At 56.9% G+C, this 19,379-nt stretch carries 16 protein-coding genes; 9 read left to right on the top strand and 7 right to left on the bottom strand.

Annotation, left to right across the window (positions count from 1 at the left end; translation table 11 throughout):
• Window positions 1-130: 130 nt before the first annotated feature.
• The 7 genes from BI347_RS10170 to BI347_RS10140 all read right to left on the bottom strand — a co-directional run bounded on the left by BI347_RS10170 (window position 131) and on the right by BI347_RS10140 (window position 7,076).
• The gene (locus tag BI347_RS10170; protein ID WP_071112249.1) at window positions 131-895 is read right to left on the bottom strand and encodes a cytochrome c1; all 765 of its coding nucleotides are present in this window, start codon (window positions 893-895) and stop codon (window positions 131-133) included.
• Window positions 896-912: 17 nt separating this feature from the next.
• Window positions 913-2,256, bottom strand: coding sequence for a cytochrome b (locus BI347_RS10165; protein WP_071112250.1), 1,344 nt, complete (start codon window positions 2,254-2,256; stop codon window positions 913-915).
• A 14-nt stretch (window positions 2,257-2,270) separates the two neighbouring features.
• Window positions 2,271-2,855 carry a ubiquinol-cytochrome c reductase iron-sulfur subunit gene (gene petA / locus BI347_RS10160; protein ID WP_071112251.1) on the bottom strand — a complete coding sequence of 195 codons (585 nt, stop codon included), beginning with the start codon at window positions 2,853-2,855 and terminating at the stop codon, window positions 2,271-2,273.
• 114 nt (window positions 2,856-2,969) lie between these two features.
• Window positions 2,970-3,716, bottom strand: a complete 747-nt coding sequence (locus tag BI347_RS10155) for a Nif3-like dinuclear metal center hexameric protein (RefSeq protein ID WP_071115818.1) — start codon at window positions 3,714-3,716, stop codon at window positions 2,970-2,972.
• 120 nt (window positions 3,717-3,836) lie between these two features.
• Window positions 3,837-5,480, bottom strand: a complete 1,644-nt coding sequence (groL, locus tag BI347_RS10150; protein WP_071112253.1) for a chaperonin GroEL — start codon at window positions 5,478-5,480, stop codon at window positions 3,837-3,839.
• Window positions 5,481-5,529: 49 nt separating this feature from the next.
• Window positions 5,530-5,817, bottom strand: coding sequence for a co-chaperone GroES (groES, locus tag BI347_RS10145; protein WP_071112254.1), 288 nt, complete (start codon window positions 5,815-5,817; stop codon window positions 5,530-5,532).
• A 152-nt stretch (window positions 5,818-5,969) separates the two neighbouring features.
• Window positions 5,970-7,076 (bottom strand): MraY family glycosyltransferase, encoded by a 1,107-nt coding sequence (locus BI347_RS10140; protein WP_071112255.1) that lies wholly within the window; start codon window positions 7,074-7,076, stop codon window positions 5,970-5,972.
• A 2,208-nt stretch (window positions 7,077-9,284) separates the two neighbouring features.
• Here BI347_RS10140 and rfbF point away from each other — a divergent pair.
• The 9 genes from rfbF to BI347_RS10095 are packed head-to-tail and all read left to right on the top strand — an operon-like array spanning window position 9,285 to window position 19,379.
• On the top strand, window positions 9,285-10,058 hold the full coding sequence (gene rfbF, locus BI347_RS10135) for a glucose-1-phosphate cytidylyltransferase (protein WP_071112256.1): 774 nt from the start codon (window positions 9,285-9,287) through the stop codon (window positions 10,056-10,058).
• Entirely contained in the window at window positions 10,055-11,140 is a 1,086-nt protein-coding gene (gene rfbG / locus BI347_RS10130) for a CDP-glucose 4,6-dehydratase (RefSeq protein WP_193431046.1), read from the top strand. The genes rfbF and rfbG overlap by 4 nt, the downstream gene beginning before the upstream one ends.
• Window positions 11,141-11,199: 59 nt before the next feature.
• Window positions 11,200-12,516 (top strand): lipopolysaccharide biosynthesis protein RfbH, encoded by a 1,317-nt coding sequence (gene rfbH, locus BI347_RS10125; RefSeq protein WP_071115816.1) that lies wholly within the window; start codon window positions 11,200-11,202, stop codon window positions 12,514-12,516.
• 10 nt (window positions 12,517-12,526) lie between these two features.
• On the top strand, window positions 12,527-14,305 hold the full coding sequence (locus BI347_RS10120) for a bifunctional GNAT family N-acetyltransferase/PLP-dependent aspartate aminotransferase family protein (RefSeq protein ID WP_071115815.1): 1,779 nt from the start codon (window positions 12,527-12,529) through the stop codon (window positions 14,303-14,305).
• Window positions 14,306-14,310: 5 nt separating this feature from the next.
• Complete coding sequence (locus BI347_RS10115) at window positions 14,311-15,123, top strand: transketolase (protein ID WP_071112260.1); 813 nt, start codon at window positions 14,311-14,313, stop codon at window positions 15,121-15,123.
• Complete coding sequence (locus BI347_RS10110) at window positions 15,116-15,988, top strand: transketolase family protein (RefSeq protein WP_071115814.1); 873 nt, start codon at window positions 15,116-15,118, stop codon at window positions 15,986-15,988. The genes BI347_RS10115 and BI347_RS10110 overlap by 8 nt, the downstream gene beginning before the upstream one ends.
• Entirely contained in the window at window positions 15,988-17,337 is a 1,350-nt protein-coding gene (locus tag BI347_RS10105; protein WP_071112262.1) for a hypothetical protein, read from the top strand. The genes BI347_RS10110 and BI347_RS10105 overlap by 1 nt, the downstream gene beginning before the upstream one ends.
• A gap of 1 nt (window position 17,338) precedes the next feature.
• Window positions 17,339-18,304, top strand: a complete 966-nt coding sequence (locus BI347_RS10100) for a glycosyltransferase family 2 protein (protein ID WP_083338803.1) — start codon at window positions 17,339-17,341, stop codon at window positions 18,302-18,304.
• Window positions 18,305-18,341: 37 nt separating this feature from the next.
• Entirely contained in the window at window positions 18,342-19,379 is a 1,038-nt protein-coding gene (locus BI347_RS10095) for a glycosyltransferase family 9 protein (RefSeq protein ID WP_083338802.1), read from the top strand.

Genomic DNA, 19,379 nt, shown 5'->3' with positions numbered 1-19,379 from the left:
ATTGAATTGATGTAGCAGCGCATTCTAGCACCTTCCCGCCCCCATTTGCCAGCATTTCAATACAACATCATGATTATAAAAGAAAAAAAGGCGGAATCGCTTCCGCCTTTCTCATTCGATCGCAACCGGCTCAATGCACGTCGCGCCAGTACTCCTTCTTCAACAGGTAGACCAGCGGGAACAGCAGCAGGCCCAGGAACATCAGCACCACATAGCCGATCTGCTGGCGCTGCACCTGCGCCGGCTCGCCCATGAACACCAGGAAGTTGGTCAGATCGGTCATCCGCCTGTCGTACTCCACGGTATTGGCCTTGCCGTTCTCCAGCTTGGTCAGCGTGCCGGCCTTGACCAGCTGCAGCTTGTGCACCTCGTTGCCTTCCGCGTCCTTCTCGGTCTTCAACTGCTGCTCGCCCTGCCATTCCCAGAAGATGTGCGGCATGCCTACCTTGTCGAACACCAGATTGTTCCAGCCGGTGGGGCGGGTAGGATCGCGATAGAAGCCGCGCAGATAGCTGTACAGATAGTCGGCGCCGCGCGAGCGGGCGATCAGCGACAGATCGGGCGGGGTGGCGCCGAACCAGGCCTTGGCGTCCTTCTTGTCCATTGAGATGTTCATCTGGTCGCCGATCTTGGCGCCTTCCGGCAGCAGGTTGGCCTTGATCTGCTCTTCCGTGAGGCCGATGTCCTCCAGCCGGTTGTAGCGCAACATGCTGGCCGAATGGCAGGACAGGCAGTAGTTGACGAAGATCTGCGCGCCGCGCTGCAGGCTTTCGGTGTCCTGGATATTGATGTCGGCCTTGTCCAGCGCGGGGCCGCCCTCGTTGGCCAGCGCGGGGGCCGCAAAGGGCAGCATCAGCGCCAGGGCCGCGATCAGGTGACGGATTTTGTTTTTCATGAGTCCTTTCCCCTTGCTTACACGTTCATGGCGAACAGCGCCGCCAGGAACACGGTCAACAACACCAGCACCACGAACTGGATCTGCCGCTTGGCATTGGTGTCGGTGACGCGGTCCGGCACCGGAATGCTGCCGATATCGTTCTTGGTGTAGAACGGCATACCCAGGAAAAAGGCGAAATAGACCGCCGACAATATCTGCGAAATCATCGTGCGCACAGCGGTCGGCGGCATCGCGCCGAGAATGCCCAGACCGATGAAGGCGACGATGAATAGCACCAACGCCACCTTGAACTTGGGGCCGCGGTAGCGGATGGACTTGATCGGCGAACGGTCCAGCCACGGCAGGAAGGCGATCAGCACCACCGCCGCGCCCATCGCCAGCACGCCCCACACCTGGGTGCCGGCAAACGACGGAATAGCGCGCAGGATGGCGTAGAACGGCGTGAAGTACCATACCGGCGCGATGTGCGGCGGCGTCTTCAGCGGATCCGCCTGGTCGAAGTTGGGGTGCTCCAGGAAGTAGCCACCCATTTCCGGCAGGAAGAACACGATGGCGGAGAACACGATCATGAACACCACCACACCCAGAATGTCCTTGATCGAGTAGTACGGATGGGAGTAGATGCCGTCCAGATACAAGCCGGTGTCCGGGTCCTTCGGCTGCTGCTTGATCTCGACGCCGTCAGGATTGTTGGAGCCCACTTCGTGCAGCGCCATCAGGTGGGCGACCACCAGCGCCAACAGCACCAGCGGCACCGCAATCACATGCAGCGCGAAGAAGCGGTTCAACGTGGCGTCCGACACCACGAAGTCGCCGCGAATCCATAGCGACAAATCCGGTCCGATCACCGGGATGGAGCCGAACAGGTTGACGATCACCTGCGCGCCCCAGAACGACATCTGTCCCCAGGGCAGCAAGTAGCCCATGAAGGCCTCTGCCATCAGGCACAGGAAGATCAGCGTGCCGAACACCCACACCAACTCGCGCGGCTGCTTGTAAGAGCCGTAGATCAGGCCGCGGAACATGTGCAGATACACCACCACGAAGAACATCGAGGCGCCGGTGGAGTGCATGTAGCGAATGATCCAGCCGCCGGCCACGTCGCGCATGATGTATTCGACCGAGGCGAAGGCCACCGGGATGCCGGCGCCGTTCAGCGTGGCGTCCGGCTTGTAGTTCATGGTGAGGAAGATTCCGGTGACGATCTGCAGCACCAGCACCAGCATCGCCAGCGAACCGAAGAAGTACCAGAAATTGAAATTCTTGGGGGCGACATACTTGCCCCATTGGCTTTCCCACAGGGCTGTCAGCGGAAAACGCTCGTCCACCCAGTTGAGCAGCTTTTGTGCTTTGTTCATTTTTCGCCCTCAGCTTATTTGTCGTCGCCAATCAGCAGGCGGGTGTCGGACATATATTTGTGCGGGGGAATTTCCAGGTTCTTCGGAGCCGGCACTCCCTTGAATACCCGGGCGGCGAGGTCGAACTTGGAACCATGACAGGGGCAGTAGAAGCCGCCCAGCCACTCCGGCCCCAGATCCGCGGGCGCGAGATCGGGCCGGAAGGTTGGCGAACAGCCAAGATGGGTGCAGATGCCTACAGCCACCAGATATTCGGGTTTGATCGAGCGGTGCTCGTTCTGGCAGTACTTCGGTTGCTGGTCCACTTCCGACTGCGGGTCGACCAGCTTGGGGTCGTTCTTCGGCAGGTTTTTCAACTGCTCCGGCGTGCGGTTGAGAATCCACACCGGCTTGCCGCGCCATTCGACATTGATCTTCTGCCCCGCCTCGATCTTGCCTATGTCGACTTCGACCGGCGCGCCGGCGGCTTTGGCCCGCTCGGACGGGAAGAAACTCAGGAAAAATGGCGTAGCCGCGCCGACCACCGCAACACCCCCAACAGCGCTGGAAGCGATCGTCAAAAACCGACGGCGCCCCGTATCGACTTGCTGTTCACTCATTACAGTCATCCTCAATCGTGGAAATCGAGCCCTAAACCGCCAGATTTTACCCGATTACTAGTAGGGACTTGAAGCTTCTATGCAAATAAATTGACCTTGACGCCAGCAAGATGCTTAAACAGGATTGAAGACGTCAATAAATTCGACATTTATGCCAGAGACCTGCATCAAACGCTCGCCCAGCGCCTTGATCCCAAAGCGTTCCGTGGCATGATGTCCCGCTGCGATAAATGCGACATCGCTCTCCATCGCCATGTGGTAATTCTGTTCGGATGCCTCGCCGGTAATGAAGGCATCCACCCCGAGCGCGACGGCATCGGCGAAGAAACCCTGCGCGCCGCCGGTGCACCAGGCGACCTTGCGCACCGGCTTGTCCGGCCGCCCCAGCAACTGCGCCGCCCTCCCCAGCCTGGCGGAAACGTGGCCGGCAAACGCCTGCGCATCGCCCGCGCCGGTCCAGTCGCCATGCCACAGCAGGCCCTGCTCTCCCGCCTGCCCTTGCGCCGCCAGCCCCAGCGCCTGGCCCAGACAGGCGTTGTTGCCCAGTTCCAGATGCCCGTCCAGCGGCAGATGGTAGGCCAACAGGCTGATGTCATGCTGCAGCAGGGTGCGGATTCTTTGCTTCTTCATGCCGCAAATGCGCGCGTCCTCGCCTTTCCAGAAATAGCCGTGGTGCACCAAGATGGCGTCGGCGCCCCGCGCCGCCGCGGCATCGATCAAGGCCTGCGACGCCGTCACGCCGGTCACCACTTTGCCCACCTCGGCCCGCCCCTCCACCTGCAAGCCATTGGGCGCGTAGTCCTTGTAGCGCCACGGCTCCAGCCAGCCATCCAGCAAACCCTGCATTTCGCTCAACAACATTTTTCTCTCCTTTCAATATCAGCTATTCAGCTTATTTTGCCAGACGCATGCGACATTCAAGCCGAAAAAACAAAAACCCCGCCGAAGCGGGGTTTGCTATTCAAGCCTGGAAGGCTGGGCTTACATCATGCCGCCCATTCCGCCCATGCCGCCCATATCGGGCATGCCGCCTGCTGCCGGCTTGTCTTCCGGCAGTTCGGCGATCATGCAGTCGGTGGTCAGCATCAGGCCGGCTACCGAAGCCGCGTGTTGCAGAGCGGAGCGGGTAACCTTGGCCGGATCCAGCACGCCCATTTCCAGCATGTCGCCGTATTCGCCGGTAGCAGCGTTGTAACCGAAGTTACCCTTGCCTTCCAGCACCTTGTTGACCACAACCGACGGCTCGTCGCCGGCGTTCTTGACGATCTGACGCAGCGGAGCCTCGATGGCGCGCAGCACGATCTTGACGCCAGCTTCTTGCTCGACGTTGTCGGTCTTCAGGTTTTCCAGCGAAGCACGGGCACGCAGCAGGGCTACGCCGCCGCCGGCAACCACGCCTTCTTCAACGGCGGCACGGGTCGCGTGCAGCGCGTCTTCAACGCGGGCCTTCTTCTCTTTCATTTCCACTTCGGTAGCCGCGCCAACCTTGATCACGGCAACACCGCCGGCCAGCTTGGCCACGCGCTCTTGCAGTTTTTCACGGTCGTAGTCGGAAGAAGCTTCTTCGATCTGCTTGCGGATTTCACCCACGCGCGACTGGATCACGGCAGCTTCGCCGGCGCCATCGATGATGATGGTGTTTTCCTTGCCCACTTCGATGCGCTTGGCTTGGCCCAGCATCTCCAGCGTGGCTTTTTCCAGGGTCAGGCCCAGCTCTTCAGCGATAACGGTACCACCAGTCAGCACGGCGATATCCTGCAGCATGGCCTTGCGACGGTCGCCAAAGCCCGGAGCCTTGACCGCAACCACCTTCAGGATGCCGCGGATGGTATTGACCACCAGGGTAGCCAGCGCTTCGCCTTCGACGTCTTCGGCGATGATCAGCAGCGGGCGGCCCGACTTGGCCACTTGCTCCAGTACCGGCAGCAGGTCGCGGATGTTGGAAATCTTCTTGTCGAACAGCAGCACGAAGGGATTGTCCAGCGCGGCAATCTGCTTGTCCTGATTGTTGATGAAGTACGGGGACAGGTAGCCGCGGTCGAACTGCATGCCTTCTACCACGTCCAGCTCGTTGTTCAGGCTCTTGCCGTCTTCAACGGTGATCACGCCTTCCTTGCCGACCTTTTCCATCGCATTGGCGATGATTTCGCCGATGTCGGCGTCGGAGTTGGCGGAAATGGAGCCTACTTGGGCGATTTCCTTGGAAGTCGCGCACGGCTTGGCGATCTTGGCGATCTCGCCTACCAGCGAAATCACGGCCTTGTCGATGCCGCGCTTCAGGTCCATCGGATTCATGCCGGCGGCAACATACTTCATGCCTTCCTGCACGATGGCCTGAGCCAGCACAGTAGCGGTGGTCGTGCCGTCGCCGGCCACGTCGGAAGTCTTGGAAGCCACTTCCTTCACCATCTGCGCGCCCATGTTCTCGAACTTGTCCTTCAGTTCGATTTCCTTGGCGACGGACACGCCGTCCTTGGTGATGGTCGGCGCGCCGAAGGAGCGGTCCAGTACCACGTTGCGGCCTTTCGGGCCCAGGGTCACTTTGACGGCATCCGCCAGAACATTGACACCGGCAACCATCTTGGCACGAGCGGAATCACCAAATTTAACGTCTTTAGCAGCCATTCTTTAACTCTCCAGAATTCTGTAATGTGAAGTGCAGGTAAGGGTCGGATTACTCGACGATGCCCATTACGTCTTCCTCGCGCATCACGAGGACTTCATCGCCGTCGACCTTGACGGTCTGACCGGAGTACTTGCCAAAAATCACTTTGTCGCCAACCTTCAGCTCCAACGAACGGCGTTCGCCATTCTCCAGGATCTTGCCGTTGCCGACGGCCAGAACCTCGCCCATGTCCGGCTTCTCAGCCGCGCTGCCCGGCAGAACGATGCCGGAAGCGGTCTTTTCTTCAGCCTCGAGGCGCTTGATAACAACACGGTCGTGCAGGGGACGGATTGCCATTAGATCTCTCCTAATGCAGTAGCTGTTTGAGAGTTGAAAACCAGAATATTCAGGTTGCACACGAGAGGTTTAGCACTCGTGGCTTGCGAGTGCTAATAATAGGGACGACACCGAGGCTTTTCAAGAGGGGCAGCACCCCTCTTGACAAAAGATCAGCGGGAGGAGGTAGAGCGGCGCAGCACCAGCCAGCGCGGCGTGCGGAAGCGGATGATCATCCGGTACAGCGAAACGTACGCTACAGTGAACAACAGGCAGAAGCCCATCAGCACATAGGTGTGGCGCCAGAACAGCATCGCGGGGACCACCGAGATGCAGGACAGCGCCCACAGATAGGGCGAAGTCAGGCTGTTGCGTAAAGTCAGATGCCCCGCGTCCTTGGAACCCACCATCCAGCGGACAAGGCGCTTGTAGACCAGCATATGCAGATGCAGGCCGTCCGGCATGCCAGGCGATATCCCGCGCAGGAATTTCTTGCGATAGATCGAATACAGCGTTTCGAACACCGGATAAATCACGCAAAGCAAAGGAAACCATGGCGAAACTTGCGGATGCCTGCCCACCAACAGCACCGCGACCTCCGCAATCATGAAGCCCAGCAGATACGCGCCGCCATCGCCGGCAAAAATCAGCCCGCGCGGGAAATTCCAGAACAAGAATCCAGACAGCGCTCCGATCATCGCGAAGCAGACGCCCAGCAACATCACGTCCTGAACTTTGAATGCCACATAAGCCATGGCAAGGAAAATAAAAACAGCCACCACACCGGACAGTCCATTGTATCCATCAATGATATTCACCGCGTGGGCCACTCCCCCAACGGCAATCACCGTGAATAAAAAGGAAACCAAGGGGACATTAACCAAAAAACTATCAATGAAAGGAATATCTACCCGATGCAAGCCAGCCCCAAGAACAAAATAGCCCAAACCGGCAGCGGCAAAAGTAGCGAATAGACGAGGCAGCGGCCCCACCTTCTTAGTCATGTCCTCAACCAAACCGGCAATGAAAGCTGGCACTCCCACCCAAAAAAATAGCAATGCCCTTCCTTCATCCAACGACCAGGCCAATACACCACAACCAGCCAGTAATCCTGCCGCCAACGGCAGTCCTCCAACTCTGGGCACTGGAAGTGCATGAAATTTCTGCACGCCACCAAGGTCGTGATCCAGTGTAAAACGCTCATGCAGATGGCTGAAATGAATCAGGAACATCGCAACAAACAGTGACAGAAAAGTTGAAATTATCAGGATTTTCAGCATAATTCCCGCCAACTGGTTTGATTGAGAAAGCCACGATAGGCAGCTACCTAGGCGGCCACTACCCAAGCGCTAACGCAAAAGCTGTTCAAGCTCAGATTTGTGCGGCATGGCTACCCTTCCCACCTCAATACATATGGCCTGCATCACAGCCATGCACGCAGGACCATTCAAACCACAAACTCCAGACCAGAGTGGAAAACACAATCATCAAAGCATGAAAAATTCACAACAACACAACTTACCAGCATGTCAGATGCACGTTTTTCAATATAGTCCAAGTAAAATTTCTTAAATACGATTTCTTACTCATACCGTATGAACGATCGTCCTTTCATGTTGAAAACTGACAAGAAGATCAGCCTCACCGATCGATCCACCATGCCAGTTTGAAATAAAAAATCACCAGAAAACAACACAAAACAATCAAAAAATCACATAAACTTCAAAAATCTAGAAATTCAATGCCACATCCAGACCAAACCACAGTAGAAACGACCGCTGCCTTCACAAAATATTGCACGCACCTAAAGTAAAATGACAAAGACCTGTACATAAAATTCTTACTTGATGATGTACCATCAAAATCCATCCAAAATAGTTATCAACCGGTAATTTCCACAACTCCACGGAGAGAAACCACATGGCCAAAATTGGCTTATCTGAAAAACAGACTATAATTACTCGGCCCTATAGAGCTAGATAATAGCCAAAATAGATTCAGCTACGCACCAAGATAATTCAATATAAAATTAAAACAATTCAGTCACTCTTGCAGCATGCAACTGTTTTGTTTTAACCCAACGCCGCCGCAAAAAAGAAATAACTATCTTCAAGATAGCACCAGTCTGGCGGCAGCTAATTTCATTCGCTTCACGCCAACCTAAACATGTATTGCATTTGAAAAAACGAGCAGCTTATACAGCGATTTTTGCCGTGCCACATTGATCATACATGATGGCTTACAATTAAGATTTAGCATGCAAATTAACCATATCAAACTGGCATTCAAACATATGCAAAAAGTTAGTGATCCAAATTAATTCACAGCACGCCAGAGCTTTGAAAAACTCCTCAATCGACAATCCTCAAGCTTAGCATCTGACTAGGCAAGATGACTGAAAACCGAAATAAAAAACAAGCCAACTCATCGACACATCGCAAACCTGCACATTAAAAAATCGGCGCAAAGCAATAATAAAAACCAGAAAAACTGGTGCCGGCACGGAAAATTCCAGCAGGTGTTGCTATAGAAAAATAGAAATCACGAAACTAGGAATCACTACGATTATCAACAAATCGTTTCGACACAGGAAAATTGCACTGGCAAACAAATCATAGTCTACTGAAAAATAGTCAGCCATTTGAAAACACCGGACCTTGGCTAGTGCAAGAGGAAACCTTGATTTTTTCACAAGCAGACCATACTAGCGCAGCCTTACACAATACATAGCAGCAGCTGTTAATCAGCATTGCCGAATAAACCAAACCCTACTTCTGCAGAAACATGATACGAAACCTCTAGCAGCAACCACGATCAAGCTATTACACATTCAGGTCTTAAAGACAGGCACTATCCAATCATCGAGAACAAGATTTACAAAGCAAATTGCATAGTTGATGCTATAAATTTAACTAGGTAGCTGTGCTTACGTCCCACGATGCCGCAGGTTCACCACCGCCATGTTTGGAGGATAAACCGGACAGGGACTGTCTCATCGACGGGTCATGACGGCGACAGTTACGATACAGCTACTGGACGCAAATATAACGGGCAGGTCCCGACGATCTGTTGCCCCAAGAGGCAACAAAACCAAGATTTGGATTCTTGTATATGACACAGGGGGATTTTCAGCCATGCCGATCAGCCACGCCCATTCTTCGACAGGATGCTCGAAGACTCTCTACTCATGCCCAAAAATCATGCATGGGCTATCATTCGGTTTCGATGCAAATTGTTACCGCCCACTGACAATTGACATCCGACCCCATCCTGTCTTGCCCGACCCCAAGGCTGCCGACACAAACGCTCAAGCAACCACGCGTTGGCCTTCATTCCCTATTTGGAGCGGACCACCTCAGCCAGTCATACTGCGAGGCTCCGGGCTGTTGCATTGACAAGATGAAAAACGCAAGCACTAATCAACATACGGTTCAACCAACCTTAGTCCATCCGTCTCTTGCAAAATTTGCCGAGGAGGAAATATTGAAATGAAAGCCGTTATTCTTGCAGGCGGACTAGGTACCCGCATCAGTGAAGAAACCGCCGGCCGGCCCAAGCCAATGGTGGAAATCGGCGGCAAACCCATCCTATGGCACATCATGAAAATCTATTCCCACTACGGAATAAATGACTTCATCATTTGCTGCGGCTACAAGGGCTACGTCATCAAGGAGTATTTCGCCAACTACTTCCTGCACATGTCGGATGTCACCTTCGACATGTCGAACAACTTCATGGAGGTGCACCAACGCTATGCTGAACCATGGCGCGTCACTCTAGTGGATACCGGCGAGCACACGATGACTGGCGGACGGCTGAAGCGGGTGAAGAAATATCTGCAAAACGAGGACGCGTTCTGCTTCACCTATGGCGATGGGGTCGCGGACATCCATATCGGTCGCTTGATCGATTTTCATAAAACCTACGGTGCCAGCGCCACCCTGGCGGCGGTCCACCCCCCCGCCCGTTTCGGAGTGCTGGATATCAAGGACAATCTGGTCTCGACCTTCCAGGAGAAGCCGAAAGGCGATGGCGGCATGATCAACGGCGGCTTCTTCGTGCTGTCGCCGTCGGTCATCGACCTGATCCAGGATGACTCCACCGTGTGGGAGCGGGAGCCGTTGGAATCGCTGGCCCGAAATGGCCAGTTGACTTCCTTCGCCCATGACGGTTTCTGGCAGCCGATGGACACCCTGCGCGACAAACAGCATCTGGAAGATCTGTGGAAAACCGGCCAAGCTCCGTGGAAAGTATGGGAATGAACAGTAATTTCTGGAAAAACAAACGGGTATTTCTTACCGGGCACACCGGCTTCAAAGGTAGTTGGCTGACCCTGTGGCTGCAATCGCTCGGCGCCGAGATCACCGGCTACTCGCTGGAGCCCGCCACCGAACCCAATTTGTTCAGCATCGCCGGGGTGGCCGAAGCCATGCAGGCCTCGGTCATCGCCGACATCCGCGACCTTGACCGTTTGCGCGCGGAAATGGACCGCGCCCGGCCGGATATCGTGTTCCACTTGGCGGCGCAAGCGCTGGTGCGCCGCTCCTACGCCGACCCGGTGGGCACCTACGCCGCCAATGTAATGGGCACCGTCAATCTGCTTGAGGCGGTGCGGACAACATCATCAGTGCGCGCCGTGGTATGCGTCACCAGCGACAAGTGCTATGAAAACCGCGAATGGCCATGGGCATATCGCGAGAACGAGGCGATGGGAGGTTACGACCCATACAGCAGCAGCAAGGGCTGCGCGGAGCTAGTGGCAAGCGCTTACCGCAACTCGTTCTTCAATCAGGCCAGCCATCCGCGACATGGCGTGGCGCTGGCCACCGCCCGGGCCGGTAATGTCATCGGCGGCGGCGACTGGGCGCAAGACAGGCTGATTCCGGACTTCATCCGCGCCATCGCCGCCGGCGAAGCGCTGGTCATCCGCAATCCGGAAGCCATCCGGCCATGGCAACATGTGCTGGAACCACTGGCCGGTTACCTGCTGCTGGCGGAAAAGCTGCACCAGCAAGGGCAAGATTTCGCTAGCGGCTGGAATTTCGGCCCTTACGAGCGCGATGCCCGCCCGGTGGAGTGGATCGCCGCGCAACTGACTCGGCAATGGGGCCAAGGCAGCGGCTACCAGGTACAGCGCGATGCCAACAGCGCCCACGAAGCGCACTACCTGCGGCTGGATTGCGCCAAAGCCAGGCAGGGCCTGGGCTGGCAGCCGCGCTGGTCGTTGCGGGACACCCTGCAGCGCATTTGCGACTGGCATCGGCAACACCTGGCCGACGCCGACATGCGCTCGGTCTGCCTGCAACAGATCCATGCCTATCAGCAAACCGCCACCGCGGAATGACACGATATATTCCGCGCGCCGCGCCAACGGCGCGCGTCTTCACCGAATTTGGATGAGATATGGAAAAAACCCAACAACTTCGCCAACAAATTGCCCAGTTGGTCGCCGAGTACGCGGAAATCGCGCTGGCCCCCAAGCCATTCGTCCCCGGCCAGACCGTAATCCCGCCGTCCGGCAAGGTCATCGACTCGGCCGAGCTGCAACACATGGTTGAAGCGTCTCTGGACGGCTGGCTCACCACCGGCCGCTTCAACACGCAGTTCGAGAAGCAGTTGGCCGACTTCCTCGGCGTCAAGCACCTGCTGACCACGAATTCCGGCTCCTCCGCCAATCTGCTGGCTTTCTCCGCGCTGACCTCGCCGCAACTGGGCGAACGCGCCATCCGCAAGGGCGACGAAGTGATAGGCGTGGCCGCCGGCTTCCCCACCACAGTCAATCCCATCATCCAGTTCGGCGCGGTGCCGGTGCTGGTCGATGTCGACATCCCCACCTACAACATCAAGGCCGAGCTGATCGAGTCGGCGATCACCAGCAAGACAAAGGCCATCATGCTGGCCCATACCCTTGGCAACCCGTACAACCTGCGGATAGTGCGCGACATCTGCAACCGGCACAATCTCTGGCTGATCGAGGATTGCTGCGACGCGCTGGGCTCCACCTACGATGGCCAGCTGGTCGGCAGCTTCGGCGACATCGGCACCCTCAGCTTCTACCCCGCACACCACATCACCATGGGAGAAGGCGGCGCGGTCTTCACCAACAACGATCAACTGAAAAAGATCATCGAATCCTTCCGCGACTGGGGTCGAGACTGCTACTGCGCCCCCGGCTGCGACAACACCTGCGGCAAACGCTTCAACTGGCAGCTGGGCAGCCTGCCGCACGGCTACGACCATAAATACACCTATAGCCACTTGGGCTACAACCTGAAGATCACCGATATGCAAGCCGCCTGCGCGCTGGCGCAGCTGGGCAAGCTGGAACACTTCATCGCCGCGCGGCGCAGCAATTTCGACTACCTCAGCGAGCAGCTGCGGTCCTGTGAGGAATTCATCATTCTTCCCAAAGCCACCGAGCACGCCAATCCATCCTGGTTCGGCTTCCCCATCACCATCCGGCCGGATAGCGGCATCGAGCGGGTAGAGCTGCTCAAGTATCTGGACGAATACAAGATCGGCACCCGCCTGCTGTTCGCCGGCAACCTGACGCGCCAGCCCTATATGCAGGGCCAGAACTATCGTGTGCACGGTGAGCTGGCCAATACCGACCTGATCATGAACCATACCTTCTGGATCGGCGTGCACCCGGGACTGACGCGCGACATGCTCGACTATGCAGTCGACAAGCTGGAAACCATCATCGGAGTGAATTTCTAAGGAGCAGGCAATGGAAAAGACCAGACTCTCTGTCTACAGCTTGGCGGTAAGCGAAAACTTCTCCTTCCTGAAGCAGGCGGTCAATATCCAGGAAGCCTATCTGCGCGCGATACCGGTTGCAGGCGGCGGCTGCCTGCTGCCGGTATGCGAAATGCACAAGCGGGATGCCACCCTCTTGCGTCTGCTGACCGAATGGCGCAACCGCAATGTGGCGGCCTATCCAAACCAGTTCACCGCCAGCGAGGAAAGCACCCGAGACTGGCTGGACCAAGAGCTGTTGGCGGTCAAGGACAGGATGCTGTTCCTGGTGGTGAGTCCCACCGGCCAAACCTTGGGCCATCTGGGCTTCAGCGGCTGCCACAACTCCGACATGATGTTCGAGATCGACAACGTGGTGCGCGGCGTCGCCGATGCCGGACCGGACATATTCGCCAGAGCCATGACCGCCCTGATCGAATGGGCCAGGAAAACCATCAACGTCAACGGCTTCTTCCTGCGTGCGATGAACGACGATCACGATGCCATCGCGTTCTACAAGAAGAACCACTTCGTCGCGGAGTCCAGCATCCCGCTGGTCGCGGTGAAAGACGGCGATGGCGTCAACTACCGCGAAGCGCTGCCGACGGAGACCGCCAGCAAACATTTCATGCGCATGGTGTACAAGGCCCCGGCGCACGAGGTGGGTGAAAAACTGATCCTCACCGCCGGCCCGTCGATCTCCGCCAAGGAGGCCGTCTACGCCTTCGACGCCGCCCTCAGCGGCTGGAACGGCAATTGGTCCAGATACCTCAGCCGTTTTGAGAAGAGCTTCGCCGAATACGTAGGCGTCAAGCATGCGCTAGCCACCTCCAGCTGCACCGGCGCGCTGCAGATCGCGCTGATGGCGCTGGACATCGCCCCCGGCGACGAAGTGATCGTCCCCGACCAAACCTGGGTGGCCACCGCCAACGCGGTGCGCTACGTCGGCGCCATTCCGGTGTTCGCCGACATCGAGCTGGATACCTGGAACATCGACGCCCGCTCGGTGGAGACCCTGATCACCGGCAAGACCAAGGCCATTGTCGCCGTGCACATGTACGGCCACCCCGCCCGCATGAGCAATATTCTGGCGGTGGCCAGGCAATACGGCCTCAAGGTGGTCGAGGACGCCGCGCCGGCGATCGGCGCCGAATGGCAAGGAAAACGCTGCGGCAGTTTCGGCGATTTCGCCGCCTTCAGCTTTCAGGGCGCCAAACTGATGGTCACCGGCGAAGGCGGCATGCTGGTCACCAACGACGACGACCTGTACGCCAAGGCCTACAAGATCTGGGACCAGGGCCGCAACCCGTCCCGCACCTTCTGGATCGACGAGGACGGCGTCAAGTTCAAGATGTCCAATATCCAGGCTGCGCTCGGGCTCGGCCAATTGGAGCGCGTGGACGAGTTGATCGAGATGAAGCGCCGCATCTTCGAGTGGTATCAGGAGGGACTCGAAGGCGTGCCGCACATCAGCCTGAACCAGGAGGTGGAAGGCGCCCGCAGCATCTATTGGATGAGCAGCATCCTGCTGGACAAAGATGCGCGCATCGGCCGCGATGCGCTGATGCAACAGCTGAAAACCAGAAACATAGACTCCAGGCCGGTTTTCCCCGCCATCAGTCAGTACCCGATCTGGCCCAGGGAGCAACCGCCGCAGTCCACCGCAATGCATGTCGGCCTGCAGGCGATCAACCTGCCCAGCGGCGTCTGCCTGAGCCGCGACGAAGTGGCCTACGCCTGCAAGCATATCCGCAGCATCCTGCTGGGATAAGCGCAATGGAGAACTCCATCGCCCTGGCGCGCGCCATCCGCGCCACCGCATTGCAGATGGTGCATGACGCGCGGGCATCGCACATCGGCAGCGCGCTATCGATAGCCGACATCCTGGCCGTGCTGTACCGCAATCACCTGCGCTTCGACCCCGCCGCCGCACGGGATCCGCTGCGCGACCGGTTCATTCTCAGCAAGGGTCACGCCTGCGTCGCGGTTTACGCCGTCCTCGCCGCCATCGGCGCGCTGAGCCCAGAAGAGATTGCCAGCTACGGTCAGGACTTCTCGCCGCTGATGAACCACATTAGCCACAAGGTGAACGGCGTCGAGTTCTCCACTGGCTCGCTGGGCCATGGCCTGCCGTTCGCGGTGGGCAAAGCCATGGCCGCCAGGATGCGCGGGCAGACCTGGCAAAACTACGTGCTGTTGGGCGATGGCGAAATGGATGAGGGCAGCAACTGGGAAGCGCTGATGTTCGCTTCCCATCACCGGCTAGACAATGTGGCGGCCATCATCGACTGCAATAATCTGCAGAGCCTCACCACGGTCCGCGCCACGCTAAATCTGGAACCGTTGGCCCAGAAACTGGAAGCCTTCGGTTGCCGGGTATTCGAGGCCGACGGCCATGACCATCAGACGCTGGACCAGGTCCTCCGCGCCATCGCCGCAGTAAGGGGCCAGCCCTCGGTATTACTCGCCCATACCGTTAAAGGCAAAGGCGTCAGTTTCATGGAAAACAGCGTGGACTGGCATTACCGCAGCCCGGACAAGCAGCAGTTGCAACAGGCGCTGGAAGAACTGGGAGCGCAGCATGCGTAACACCTTCATCGATGAGCTGGTCAAACTCGCCGCAGTCAATTCCAATATCGTGCTGATGGTCGGCGATCTCGGCTATGCGGTGGTGGAGCCGTTTGCCGAACGGTTTCCCGATCGTTTCATCAATGCCGGCATCGCCGAGCAGAACATGATGGGCATGGCGGCCGGAATGGCCTCCGAGGGCTGCCACGTCTTCGCCTACAGCATCGCCAACTTCCCTACATTCCGCTGCGCCGAGCAGATACGCAACGATGTCGACTACCATAATCTAGCGGTTACCGTGGTCAGCGTCGGCGGCGGCCTGGCCTACGGCAATCTCGGCTATTCCCACCACGCGGTGCAGGACTACGGCCTGATACGGATGATGCCCAATATGACCATCGCCGCGCCCGGCGATCCGATGGAAGTGCGCGCCTGCCTGCGCTACCTAGCCAGCCATCCCGGCCCATCCTACCTGCGCCTCGGCAAGGCCGGCGAGCCCTGCCTGCACCAGCAGGTGCCGGATGTCGCGCCGGGCCAGTGGCTGCCCATCATGCAACGCGACGGCTCATCCACCCTGTTGTCCACCGGCGCCGCAGTCGCCAGCGCCATCGCATGGCTGGACACTCCCGCCTTCGCCGGCCACTCACTCTACACGATGCCGCTGTGGGGCATGGCCGCCAAGTCGAAACAACAGCAACAGCTGTCGGATTGGGACGAGGTCGTAACAGTGGAGGACCATATTCACGACGCCGGCTTCGGCAGTTGGCTGATGGAAGCCGCCGCGCCTGCCGGCCTGACCGGCAGGATACGCAGCCGCGCGCTGTCATCGGAGATATTCGGTCAGGTGGCTAACCAGAAAACCCTCAACAAACTGGGCGGACTATAGTGATACTGGCGCTGAAAAAGGCATTCGGCCTTGATCGGGCAATTCTATACGTATTGCTCAATCGCGGCTGGACCCTGCTGGCGGGGTTCGCCACGCTTTATCTGATCTCCATCACGATGAGCAAGGCGGAGCAGGGCTACTACTACACCTTCTCCAGCATTCTGGCCCTGCAGATCTTTTTCGAGCTGGGTTTCAGCGGCATTATTGCCCAGTTCGCCAGCCACGAAATGGCCAAGCTACACTGGCGCGGCGGCGACCTCACCGGCGACCCACAGGCTCGCCAGCGCTTGCTGTCGCTGTTCAAGCTGGCCATCAAATGGTACGGCGTGATCTCGTTGCTCACCGTTTTCCTGCTCAACACCGCCGGCTTCTATTTTTTCAACAGCTCCGCCAGACAATCCGGCGTCGACTGGCATCTACCCTGGATGCTGCTGACCATGGGCGCCACGCTCAATCTCTTTCTCAGCCCTCTGCTCGCCCTATTCGAAGGCAGCGGACTGGTCGCCAATATCAGCGCGCTGCGCCTGATGCAATCCATTGTCGCCTACAGCAGCGGCTGGTTGCTGCTTCTGAATGGCGGCAAGCTGTACACCGCCGCCGCGATTTCCATCGCCACTGCCGGCGTAGGATTTTACTGGCTCATCAAAAACTATGGCGTCTTCTTCAAGACTCTGATGCAAAATTTGCATCACAGGGACTGCAGCCAGATATCGTGGCGTCAAGAAATCTGGCCGATGCAATGGCGCATCGCGCTGAGCTGGCTCAGCGGCTATTTCATATCCCAGTTGTTCACGCCGCTGGCCTTCCGCTACCAGAGCACCGAGGCCGCCGGTCAGTTGGGCATGTCGCTCAGCGTCGTCACCACCATGTCCACGGTAGCCAGCGCCTGGCTAACCACCAAGCTGCCCGGCTTCGGCGTGCTAATCGCCAGCCGCCGCCCCGAAGAGTTGCTGTCGCTGTTCCGCAAGAGCAGCTTACAATCCATCGCCGTTCTGCTAGCCCTGCACAGTCTGTTTTTCAGCCTGCTGCTGGCAATGCGCCATTACCAGTTCACCCTCACCAGTCGCCTGCTGGATCCCATCGACATTCTATGGCTGTTGCTCGCAGCACAAGCCTGCCACATCGTATTTCTTCAGGCCGCCTATATCCGCGCCCACAAAATAGAGCCCTATTTGAAACATGCCATTTTGCTAGCAACCCTGATTTCCAGCTCCAGCTATTATCTAATCCAGCATTATTCAATCAGGGAAATGCTTGCCATCTACGCCATCATTTGCGGAACTGTAGGTGTAGGATACTCCAGCTATATTTATACTAACTTCAATAACAGAAAAATGGCGGGACAATAAAATGAGCAAGCCGTTATTATCAATATGCATTCCTACATTCAACCGTGCATCCTATTTGAAAAGACTCTTGGATGACCTGTTGCCAGCGCTCTCACACCATCACGGTCTAATCAGCATTTTCATTATAGACAACGCCTCCACAGATCAGACCCCTATGTTGTGCGATAGCTATATCCAGGCTGGCCATGCTCTAAATTACATCCGAAATGAGAGCAATATTGGCGCAGACGCCAACGCGGTTCGCGCATTCGAGCATGTAAATGGTATATATGGTTGGATATTGGGCGATGACGAGTACGTCTATGACCAGACCGTGGACACCATCATCGATACATTGAAAAGCCAGCAACTGGCCCTACTTTATCTGAAAAGCGAGCCTTGCACAAAAGACGCCATCGCACAGAAAAAACCAAGAAGCCAAGCAGTCTCCTATTACACCTCCAATATGGAGTTTTCCCATAAAATTGGGATTTACTTCACATTCATCTCTGGGATCATATTCAATAAACAGCAAGCCATGGCGGATGACATGCTCTGCTCCAATATCCGCTATGGAACCTTTATTCCCCAACTGGCCTGGGTGCTGCCTTTGCTGAAACAGGGAAAAAATTTTGCCAGCAGCCAGGCCTGCCTCATTGCGGCCGAGCCCAACAATACCACTGGCTATAAGCTGTTTGAGGTTTTCGGTATCAATCTAAAATTATTGGTAGATACCTTTCTGCCCGGCCAGCCACGATTGAAGAAGGCCATCCTGAGTTCGTCGATGTGGTTCTTGGCCAGCTTTTTTTATGGCAATCGCGGCAACTTCAAACATGAGAATCCCAAAACTGCATTCGACCAGGCATTTGGAGAGTTGCTCACCTACCGCTGGCTCGTTAGGCCACTGCTGATATACCAGAACTTCCTTTCCAAGCTGTGCGTTAAAATTATCTGCCGCTTTAGAAAAAACGTTCTTCAGCAGGCATGATATCCATACGCAATCGGCCAGCAGGATACATATTTTCATGAAAATACTGGTCATAAAGCTATCAGCCCTGGGGGATATCCTCGCCACCAGTCCATTGTTTCGACTGATCAAGGAGGCGAACCCCGGATGCGAAGTTCACCACCTGGTGATGAGGCAATGCGCGGGGGCATCGGAAAGCAACCCGCATATCGATAAACAGATCGTCATCGATATGGTCCCATCCGGCAATCACTTGAAAGACGCCCTGACTCTGCAGCGACTATGGTGGCGGCTTTTGATCGGTAGCTATGACATCGCCGTCATCCTGCACCGAAATGCCTTGTTCCAGCTATTATGCAAAGCGGCCGCCATCGGCAAGCTAGTCGGCTTCACGGCTCCGCGGTTCAATCTGCTGCAGCATGCGCAGGCATTCTCAATGCAGGGCAACCGCACGCTGCAGGAGGCCCGACTATTGCGACAAGCCGGCCTGATCGACAGGATGCCGGATCGTCTGGAATTCCATCCGGCGCCAGAAAAAGTGGATGAGAGGAAATTTGCCGGGCTGCCACGCGACTACATCGCAATCAATCCTGGCGGCGGCAATCCACATGCGCCGGCCGACAACAAGATATGGCCGGCCGGCAACTATATCCAGCTGATAAAAGAACTGGACCGGCCTGTCGTGTTGCTAGGCAGCGGCGACAAGGACAAGGAAATCTGCGAAGTCATCGCCGGCGCCTGCGGCCAGCAGACCATCAATCTGGTAAACCGCCTGAATTTGCACGAAGCGGCGCAAGCCATTCGCCAATCGAGGCTCTACATAGGCAACGACAGCGCCTTGCTGTATATCGCCGCCGCGCTGCGGGTACCACTGATCGGCCTGTACGGCCCGACCCCCGCCGATGCCTTCCTGCCTCTGGGCGGGCCATGGCATCAGCTCAGCGGCAAAACCGGGTGCTCTCCGTGCTACAGCTCGCTGGAAGGCGCGCGCTCACCCATGTACTCATGTTTAAACAATATCTGCATGCAAGCCATCTCTACCGAGCAAGTATTGGCAAAAACCAGACTCATCCTGACGAGCGGAAAGCTGGCCTGA

Source organism: Chromobacterium sphagni, from assembly GCF_001855575.1.
GTDB lineage: Bacteria > Pseudomonadota > Gammaproteobacteria > Burkholderiales > Chromobacteriaceae > Chromobacterium > Chromobacterium sphagni.
This window is presented reverse-complemented; position numbering and strand designations above follow the sequence as displayed.

Excerpts from the sequence above, each read along its gene's own strand:
- BI347_RS10170 (WP_071112249.1), bottom strand. The coding sequence starts at position 895 with ATGAAAAACAAAATCCGTCACCTGATCGCGGCCCTGGCGCTGATGCTG.
- BI347_RS10165 (WP_071112250.1), bottom strand. The coding sequence starts at position 2,256 with ATGAACAAAGCACAAAAGCTGCTCAACTGGGTGGACGAGCGTTTTCCG.
- petA (WP_071112251.1), bottom strand. The coding sequence starts at position 2,855 with ATGAGTGAACAGCAAGTCGATACGGGGCGCCGTCGGTTTTTGACGATC.
- BI347_RS10155 (WP_071115818.1), bottom strand. The coding sequence starts at position 3,716 with ATGTTGTTGAGCGAAATGCAGGGTTTGCTGGATGGCTGGCTGGAGCCG.
- groL (WP_071112253.1), bottom strand. The coding sequence starts at position 5,480 with ATGGCTGCTAAAGACGTTAAATTTGGTGATTCCGCTCGTGCCAAGATG.
- groES (WP_071112254.1), bottom strand. The coding sequence starts at position 5,817 with ATGGCAATCCGTCCCCTGCACGACCGTGTTGTTATCAAGCGCCTCGAG.
- BI347_RS10140 (WP_071112255.1), bottom strand. The coding sequence starts at position 7,076 with ATGCTGAAAATCCTGATAATTTCAACTTTTCTGTCACTGTTTGTTGCG.
- rfbF (WP_071112256.1), top strand. The coding sequence starts at position 9,285 with ATGAAAGCCGTTATTCTTGCAGGCGGACTAGGTACCCGCATCAGTGAA.
- rfbG (WP_193431046.1), top strand. The coding sequence starts at position 10,055 with ATGAACAGTAATTTCTGGAAAAACAAACGGGTATTTCTTACCGGGCAC.
- rfbH (WP_071115816.1), top strand. The coding sequence starts at position 11,200 with ATGGAAAAAACCCAACAACTTCGCCAACAAATTGCCCAGTTGGTCGCC.
- BI347_RS10120 (WP_071115815.1), top strand. The coding sequence starts at position 12,527 with ATGGAAAAGACCAGACTCTCTGTCTACAGCTTGGCGGTAAGCGAAAAC.
- BI347_RS10115 (WP_071112260.1), top strand. The coding sequence starts at position 14,311 with ATGGAGAACTCCATCGCCCTGGCGCGCGCCATCCGCGCCACCGCATTG.
- BI347_RS10110 (WP_071115814.1), top strand. The coding sequence starts at position 15,116 with ATGCGTAACACCTTCATCGATGAGCTGGTCAAACTCGCCGCAGTCAAT.
- BI347_RS10100 (WP_083338803.1), top strand. The coding sequence starts at position 17,339 with ATGAGCAAGCCGTTATTATCAATATGCATTCCTACATTCAACCGTGCA.
- BI347_RS10095 (WP_083338802.1), top strand. The coding sequence starts at position 18,342 with ATGAAAATACTGGTCATAAAGCTATCAGCCCTGGGGGATATCCTCGCC.